General features: G+C 65.5%; 4 protein-coding genes and 1 pseudogene. 4 read left to right on the plus strand and 1 reads right to left on the minus strand.

Features of this window, described 5'->3' with window-relative positions:
- Window positions 1-150 precede the first annotated feature (150 nt).
- The 3 genes from ku (at window position 151) to AC1DN9_RS16615 (ending at window position 4,987) form a co-directional block, all read left to right on the plus strand.
- Window positions 151-1,065: a non-homologous end joining protein Ku gene (gene ku / locus AC1DN9_RS16605; RefSeq protein ID WP_478102040.1), complete on the plus strand. Its 915-nt coding sequence runs from the start codon at window positions 151-153 to the stop codon at window positions 1,063-1,065.
- Between the two features lie 12 nt (window positions 1,066-1,077).
- Entirely contained in the window at window positions 1,078-3,639 is a 2,562-nt protein-coding gene (ligD, locus tag AC1DN9_RS16610; RefSeq protein WP_478102042.1) for a DNA ligase D, read from the plus strand.
- Between the two features lie 172 nt (window positions 3,640-3,811).
- Window positions 3,812-4,987, plus strand: coding sequence for a hypothetical protein (locus AC1DN9_RS16615; RefSeq protein WP_478102044.1), 1,176 nt, complete (start codon window positions 3,812-3,814; stop codon window positions 4,985-4,987).
- A gap of 6 nt (window positions 4,988-4,993) precedes the next feature.
- On the opposite strand, the gene AC1DN9_RS16620 is transcribed toward AC1DN9_RS16615, so the two are convergent.
- Window positions 4,994-5,827, minus strand: coding sequence for a transglutaminase-like domain-containing protein (locus AC1DN9_RS16620; protein ID WP_478102046.1), 834 nt, complete (start codon window positions 5,825-5,827; stop codon window positions 4,994-4,996).
- 87 nt (window positions 5,828-5,914) lie between these two features.
- Here AC1DN9_RS16620 and katE point away from each other — a divergent pair.
- Window positions 5,915-8,299, plus strand: a pseudogene (katE, locus tag AC1DN9_RS16625) (catalase HPII); the annotation flags it as partial.
- Between the last annotated feature and the right edge of the window lie 189 nt (window positions 8,300-8,488).

Consider the following 8,488-nt stretch of genomic DNA (forward strand, 5'->3'; position numbering starts at 1 on the left):
GTGGGAACCACGTGCAAGCCCGCGCAGTCTCGTCGATGCGCCCAGGCAGCGCAATGGCCCCATGGTGCAATCCTCCCGACGTTTTCCGGCGCCGCACGCCTACATCGGCGCGCGCCGGTGCAAACTAGGGTGCCAGCCTGGAGATTCGCCATGCCCGCATCCAAGAAAGCTCCCGCGCCGCGCGTCCTGTGGAAGGGCGCGATCAGTTTCGGCCTCGTCCACATTCCCGTGGCGCTCTATTCGGCCACCGTCGATCACGGCATCGACTTCGACTGGCTCGACAAGCGCACCATGGATCCCGTCGGCTACAAGCGCATCAACAAGAAGACCGGCCGGGAGATCCCGCGTGAGCAGATCGTGAAGGGCGTCAAGGTCGAAAAAGGGGAGTACGTGGTGCTGAGCGACAAGGAGATCGCGGCGGCCTATCCGAAGACGACGCAGACCATCGAGATCGAGCGCTTCGTGCCGGCGGACGGCATTCCCTTCGTGTACCTGGAGCGACCCTATTACGTCGCGCCGATCAATCGCGGCGGCAAGGTCTACGCCCTGCTGCGCGAAACGCTGAAGCGGGCCGGCCGCATCGGCGTGGCGCGCGTCGTGATCCAGACCAGGCAGCATCTGGCCGTGCTCGTGCCGACCGGACCGGGCATGGTGCTGAACCTGCTGCGGTGGGGCGCTGACATCCGGCCATGGAAAGACCTGCCCCTGCCTTCCGAAAGCGCGAAGCAGGTGGGCCTCACCGAGCGTGAACTCAAGATGGCGAAGCAGCTCGTCGATGACATGAGTTCAGAGTGGGACCCGGACGACTTCCACGATTCCTTCAAGGACGAGATCATGAAGCTCGTGGATGAGAAGGCCGAAGCAGGCGAGGGCAAGGAAGTGACGCAACCCGAGCCTGAAGAGACCGCTGAGGGAAAGGGCGGCGCCCGGATCCTCGACCTCACCGAGTTGCTCCAGCGCAGCCTGCGCAAGGGCGAGAGCAAGCCCGCGAAGGCCACCGCAAAGCGCGCGCCGCGCAAGCGGGCGGCCGCCACCAAGTCGGCGTCGCGCCGCAAGACGGCCTGAGGCTGCGCGACCGTGGCCCGGCAGACCGAACGCGAAGCGCTGGCGCCCTACCACCGCAAGCGCGATTTCAAGAAGACGCCGGAACCGCAGGCGGGCGGCAAGGCGGGCAACGGGGCGCTGTCCTTCGTCGTGCAGAAGCACCACGCGAGCCGCCTGCACTACGACTTCCGGCTGGAGCTCGATGGCACGCTCAAGAGCTGGGCCGTGCCGAAAGGGCCGTGCCTCGATCCGACCGTCAAGCGCATGGCGGTGCACGTCGAAGACCACCCGATCTCGTACGCCAGCTTCGAAGGCACCATTCCGCCGAAGCAGTACGGCGCCGGCACGGTGATCGTCTGGGACCGCGGCGAGTGGGCGGCGCTCGGCGATGCGCGCAAGTCGTTGGCCGAGGGCAAGCTCAAGTTCGAATTGCGCGGCAAGAAGTTGCGAGGGCACTGGACGCTGGTGCGCATGCACGGCAACGGTGAGAAGCAGGAACCCTGGTTGCTGATCAAGGAGCGCGACGGCGAGGCGCGCAAGCTGACGGACTACGACGTGGTGGAGGCCGAACCCGACAGCGTGATCACCGGTCGAGGGGTCGACAGCCCGCCGCCGGTCACCTACGAGCGGAAGCCGGAAGCCGCCGCGAAGAAGACGAAGACCGCAAGGACGCCCGCACGCAAAACCGCCGCTGAACCGCCGGCAGGTTTGCCCGGCCGCAAGGCAGCATTGCCTGCGATGCTCGCCCCTGAACTCGCGACCTTGGCTTCGGCAGCGCCGGCCAATCCGGACGACTGGCTGTACGAACTCAAGTTCGACGGCTACCGCATCCTGGCCCGCATCGACGGCGACAAGGTCCAGTGCATCACACGCAATGGCAACGACTGGACATCGAAACTGCCTGCGCTGGCCAAGGCATTCGCCAAGCTCCCGACGCGCTCGGCATGGCTCGACGGCGAGATCGTGGTCGACGACGAGCGCGGTGCGCCGGACTTCCAGGCACTTCAGAACGCCTTCGACAGCGGCTCGACCTCGTCGATCGTCTGCTGGCTCTTCGATGCGCCCTTTCTCGACGGGCGCGATCTCCGGCGTGTTCCGCTGGAGGAGCGTCGTGCGTTGCTGGCCCGGTTGCTGGGGGAAAAGCCTCCCGCTTCGCTGCGTTTCAGCGACGCCTTCGATGCTGCGCCGCGCGATCTGCTCGCTTCGTCAGCGCGGATCGGCTTCGAGGGCATCATCGGCAAGCGCAAGGGATCGGACTATGTGTCACGCCGGTCGCCGGACTGGATCAAGCTCAAGAACCAGCGGCGGCAGGAGTTCGTCATCGGCGGCTACACCGCACCCAAGGGATCGCGATCCGGCTTCGGCTCTTTGCTGCTGGGCGTCTTCGACGACAAGGGCGCGCTTCAGTATTGCGGCAACGTCGGAACGGGTTTCGACGAAGGCCGGTTGGCCGACATCAAGGCGAAGCTCGACGAGGTGCACGCGGCAGAGTGTCCCTTCGAGACCCGGCCTGCGGGCGTCAAGGCGCAATGGGTGAAGCCGGTTCTGGTGTGCGAGGTGTCCTTCGGCGAATGGACGCAGGACGGGCGCATTCGCCATTCCGCCTTCCAGGGTCTTCGCACCGACAAGCCGGCCGCGAAGATCCGGCGCGAGACAGCGCTGGTGCCGATGCCGATGGCGGCGGACACGGAACGCAAAGGAGCCTCGAAACCCATGGCACAGCGCATCACCCACGCCGACCGCGTGATCGACAAGGAGAGCGGCATCACCAAGGGCGAGCTTGTCGCCTATTACGCCGAGGTCGCCGAACTCATCCTGCCGCACCTCAAGGCCCGGCCGGTGGCGCTGGTGCGTGCGCCCGACGGCGTGGGCGGTGAACTGTTCTTCCAGAAGCACATGAAGAACAGCGAACTGCCCGGTGTGAAACTGCTCGATCCGGCTTTCGATCCGGGCCACGATCCGTTGCTGCAGATCGACACCGAGCATGGCCTCCTGTCGGCGGCGCAGATGAACGTGATCGAGTTCCACACCTGGAACGCGACGTCGAACAACATCGGCAAGCCCGACCGGATGACCTTCGACCTCGACCCCGGCGAAGGTGTCGGATGGCCGCGCATCCAGGAAGCCGCGCTGCTGGTGCAGACCCTGCTCGACGAACTGGGCCTGCCGGCGTTCCTCAAGACCAGCGGCGGCAAGGGCCTGCACGTGGTGGTGCCGCTGCGCCGAAGCTACGACTGGGATGCCGTCAAAGGCTTCTCGCAGGCCGTCGTTCAGCATCTGGCCGGCACCATTCCGGACCGCTTCGTTGCCAAGAGCGGGCCGCGCAATCGCGTGGGCAAGGTCTTCGTCGATTACCTGCGCAACGGCTTCGGCGCGACCACGGCGTGCGCCTGGTCGGCACGTTCGCGTCCGGGGCTGGGTGTGTCGGTGCCGGTCGCATGGGACGAACTGTCCGGGCTGGAAAGCGCTTCGCAGTGGACGGTGAAGAACATTGGCCGCCGCCTCCCGGCCGGCAATTCTCCGTGGGCCCACTACGAGAAGAGCCGGACCGCCCTGGGCGCGGCGATGAAGCGGCTGGGCTACGCGCCCGGCTAAGCGGTTCCGCCTCGCCGCTGCGTTGCAGAAATGCAACTTTCTCTCATCACTCTTGAGGATATCGGCGCGCATTTTCGTGTGACAAGTTGTTGCAGAACCTACGATCTGTTGGTCAGGTGATCGTCAGTCTGACGCACCGGCGCCACAACAACACACGAAAGAGCAATTGACGATGAGGGCACCTTTTGCCGTCGCCAGCGCGACGATCTTGATCTTGAGTCTTGCCGCTTGCGGCGGCGGTAGCAGCGGTGGCAGTACCGGTTTTTCGCTTCAGGCGCCGGGCGGCTCGGCCACCGGAAACACCCAGGCGACAGGAAACGCGCAGACCACGCCGGAGGTGCCTGCTGCCGACCCCCGCAACGGCACCTACCAAGTGTTCAGTGGTGCCGGCGCGGAGTTCAAGTTCAAGGTCGACTTCGACCTCAAGCAGTACGCCCTTCTCGACGGCACAGGCGCCACGATTCGTTCAGGCACGTTGGTGGTCGACCCTGACACGGCCGGCACGTACGTCATGGTCGACGTGCTTACCAAGCTGGCGACCTCCAACAACGCGCGTTTTCGCGTCTCGGCGGATGCGCTCGTCGGCGCTGCGCCTTTGCCTCTCCCGTTCGCCAACAACGCCAACATCAGCGAGTCGCTTCCGTTCGTCGCCACGCGTTCGCTGGTGACCGACAAGACCCAGCTCGACGGGCTGTACAACCGCCTGGACCTGACGCTGACGGCCGGATCGGGAAATTCGCTCCCTCAACTCAGCTCGCGCCTGCATGAAGTGAAGATTTCGGGCCAGGGCACCGGCCTCGACCAGTGCAACGAAACCAGCACCTTGTCGAATCTCGCCAACTGCACAGGGAGCGGGAAGACGCTGGTCCACTACACCGCCTCTGCCACCGCAGATGCAGGAGGACACTGGACCTTCACGAACGACGCCGATGCGAACGACAAGCTCGTCTTCGCGGTGGCCCGCATCGCCGGAGAGAACGTGCTGCTCGAATCCGGCGCGGATGCGCTCACGCCAGCGAATCACGTCTTCCGCGTCGGCGTGCCGAGCGCCACTTCATGGCCGACTTCGACTGCGTACGGCGGCAGCGAAATGGGCGACTGGAGCAAGTACAGCATCGGCCCGACGTCGATCGACGTGGCCAGCAAGGCGCTCGACGGCAGCAGCAGCAGCGAGAGCTACCCCCTCTCCGATCCCTCCACCACGGAACCCCAGGGGTGGAAGAAGGCGAGCGTGACGGTGGGCCAGGCGACGGGAATTGCCTTTGCGATGCAAGGCAAGGGTCTTTACGTCCTCATGGGCAGTCCCAGCATCCACAACGGCTACCTGCACGTCGGCCTGACCCACTGACAAGGCTCATGCAAACGCCGGCTGCGGCAGCACCTCATCCGTCGTCACTTCGAAGCGCTCCAGCGTGCTGGTACCGAACACCATCGTGATCGGCACATCGGCGGCGTCTCGGCCGCGTGCGATCACGATGCGGCCGATGCGCGGGACGTTGTGACGCGCGTCGAAGGTGTGCCAGCGATCGCCGAGGTAGACCTCGAACCACGCGCTGAAGTCCATCGGCGAGGGATTCGGCGCCACGCCGATGTCCCCGAGGTAGCCCGTCACGTAACGTGCCGGGATGTTCATGCAGCGGCACAGCGTGATCGCCAGGTGCGTGAAGTCGCGGCACACGCCGACGCGCTCGCGATAGGCCTCCAGCGCCGTGCGCGTGGCCCGCGCGCTCTGGTAGTCGAAACGTAGGTGCCGATGCACGAAGTCGCAGATCGCCTGCACGCGCTGCCATCCGTTCGGCACGCCGCCGAACAGGCTCCACGCGAGCTGCAGCAGTTCGCTGTCGACTTCGCAATAGCGGCTCGGTAGCAGGAACTGGAGCATCGCCGTCGGGAGATCGGCGGGTGCATGCTCGACGGCACCTCTTGTCACCGGATCCGGCAAGCCTGTGTCGAAGACCACCGCTTCACTCTGCAGGCGCACCTTGCTCACCCCGAGCGGTATCGCCACGCGGGCGCAGTGGTTACCGAAGGCATCGGCGTAGAAGTCGGTGCGCAACGGCGGGGAAATCGTCATGCTTTCCCCGGGCTGGATGTCCTGCATGCGCGAGGGATGCACGCGCAGCATGTAAATCAGCGCGGTGGGTGGGGTGATGCCCAGTTCGATGTCGAAACCGATTTTGATGAGCATGATTCGCTGACGTTGAGGGAGGTGGATGGGGGATCAAGCACGTTCGGTGCCCGGTCATGACGCGGTCCATCCTATTCCTCTCGCGTCAACGCGGATGACGAGACGATGGCGCGAAGCCGCGTAGGCCGACGCCAGTGGGGTCATTCGTCGGCGCGGTCCTACCGTCGACGACTGGCCGCTCCCACACGTCGCGGCGCGCGGTCACTACGGCGCGCGGCATCGGCCGCACCTAAGCTTTCCTCTCCTGTCCTGTCACCACCCGACAGCTACTCCGAACCCCGAAGGAACCTCCCGATGACGCACCAGAACAAGGCCGCCGCCCGGCGCCCCAAGCAGAGCGACGGCAATGGCGCCAAGCAGGAGCAACTGGAAGCCTTCACCGTCGACAGCGTCGCCCAACTCACCACGAACCAGGGCGTGCAGATTCCGGACAACCACAACTCGCTGCGCGGCGGCGTGCGCGGGCCGACGCTGCTCGAAGACTTCATCCTGCGCGAGAAGATCACGCACTTCGATCACGAACGCATTCCCGAGCGTGCGGTCCACGCCAGGGGCTCCGCGGCGCACGGCTATTTCGAGGTCTACAAGTCGATGTCGCAATTCACCTGCGCCGACTTCCTGCAGGACCCCGCCGTGAAAACGCCCGTTTTCGTGCGCTTCTCGACCGTTGCAGGCTCACGAGGATCCGCCGATACGGTGCGCGACGTGCGGGGCTTCGCCGTCAAGTTCTATACGCGGCAGGGCAACTACGACCTCGTCGGCAACAACATCCCGGTGTTCTTCATCCAGGATGCGATCAAGTTCCCCGACCTCGTCCACGCCGTCAAGCCCGAGCCGCACAACGAGATGCCGCAGGCCGCGAGCGCGCACGACACCTTCTGGGACTTCGCCTCGCTCATGCCCGAGTCCACGCACATGCTGATGTGGGCGATGTCGGATCGCGCGATTCCGCGCAGCCTGCGCATGATGGAGGGCTTCGGCGTGCACACCTTCCGCCTCGTCAATGCGCGCGGCGAGAGCCACTTCGTCAAGTTCCACTGGAAACCCAAGCTCGGTATCCACGGCCTGGCATGGGACGAGGCGCAGAAGATCGCGGGCAAGGATGCCGACTTCCATCGCCGCGACCTGTGGGAAGCGATCGAAAACGGCGACTTCCCCGAATGGGAGCTCGGGGTACAGATGATTCCGCAGGACAAGGAACATGCCTTCGGCTTCGACCTGCTCGATCCGACCAAGATCATTCCGGAGGAAATGGTGCCGGTGCAGCGCATCGGGCGCATGGTGCTCAACCGGAATCCGGACAACTTCTTCGCCGAGACCGAGCAGGTCGCGTTCCATCCGGGCCATGTGGTGCCGGGCATCGACTTCACGAACGACCCGCTGCTGCAGGGGCGGCTGTTCTCGTACACCGACACCCAGATCTCGCGGCTCGGCGGCGCGAACTTCCATGAACTGCCGATCAACAAGGGCGTGTGCCCCTTCCACAATTTCCAGCGCGACGGCATGCATCGCCAGACCATCGCGCGCGGCCAGGTGGCCTACGAGCCGAACTCGTTGGGCGACGGCAAGGAGTTCCGGGTCGACGGCGGCAAAGCGGGTTTCCAGTCCTTTCCCGAGGCGCTGGAGTCGCCCAAGGTGCGGCGGCGCAGCCCCTCGTTCGACGATCACTTCACGCAGGCCCGGCTCTTCTTCAACAGCCAGAGCGCGGCCGAGAAGGAGCACATCATCGCGGGCTTCCGCTTCGAGCTGTCGAAGGTCGAGGTGCCGGCGATCCGGCAGCGCATGGTCGACAACCTGGCGCACGTCGACGAGAAGCTGGCGCGGCGTGTCGCCGAGCCGCTCGGCATCAACGCGCCCGACGCGAAGGCTGCCGCGGGTCGCGCGGGATTTCGCGAGCACCGCATCACGATGCCGATCGACGAATCGCCGGCGCTTCGCATGGTCGACACCGGCGACGGTTCGGTGAAGACACGCAAGGTGGCGATCCTCGTCGCGGACGGCATCGATTCAGCCTCGCTCAAGCCCATCCGGGAAGCCATCGAGAAGGCCGGCGCGCAATGCAAGGTGGTGGGGCCGCAACTGGGCACGGTGGCGAGCCTGTCCAAGCGGCAACTCGATGTCGACGCGACCTTCGTCAACATGCCTTCGGTGATGTTCGACGCGGTGCTCGTGCCGGCCGGCGCGCAGGGTGCGGAGGCGCTGTCGCGCAACGGCGATGCAGTGCACTTCGTCCTGGAAGCCTACAAGCACTGCAAGGCCATCTGCACCGTGGGCGAGGGCGTCAAGCTGCTCGCGACGCTCGGCATCGAGCCCGATGCGAAGAATGCGCCCGCCGGGGTGGTGGTGGCAGAGACGCCGGTCACCAATCTCGGCGACACCGCGGGCGCCACCCAGATCGCGCAAGACTTCGTCGCCGCGATCGCGAAGCACCGGCACTGGGACCGCGCGAACGTGGACGCCGTGCCGGCTTAAGGCCTGTTCACACTACTTCCGGGGATCGCGTTGCCGTGCCAAGGGGCTGGATGCAAGGCGCCCGCGCGCAGCAAGGCTTTGGCCTTGCAAGCGTGGGCAACGCCGCAGACGGCCCCTTTGCACGACAACCCGAAGGGAAGGTATGCCAGGACGGGCCACTCGGCGTTGCGCTCCTTGCATGTGCCAACG

This window comes from Variovorax sp. 05L425, assembly GCF_056397705.1.

What these genes read in the sequence shown, in the direction of transcription:
- ku (WP_478102040.1), top strand. Translation starts at nt 151, where the DNA reads ATGCCCGCATCCAAGAAAGCTCCCGCGCCGCGCGTCCTGTGGAAGGGC.
- AC1DN9_RS16615 (WP_478102044.1), top strand. Translation starts at nt 3,812, where the DNA reads ATGAGGGCACCTTTTGCCGTCGCCAGCGCGACGATCTTGATCTTGAGT.
- AC1DN9_RS16620 (WP_478102046.1), bottom strand. Translation starts at nt 5,827, where the DNA reads ATGCTCATCAAAATCGGTTTCGACATCGAACTGGGCATCACCCCACCC.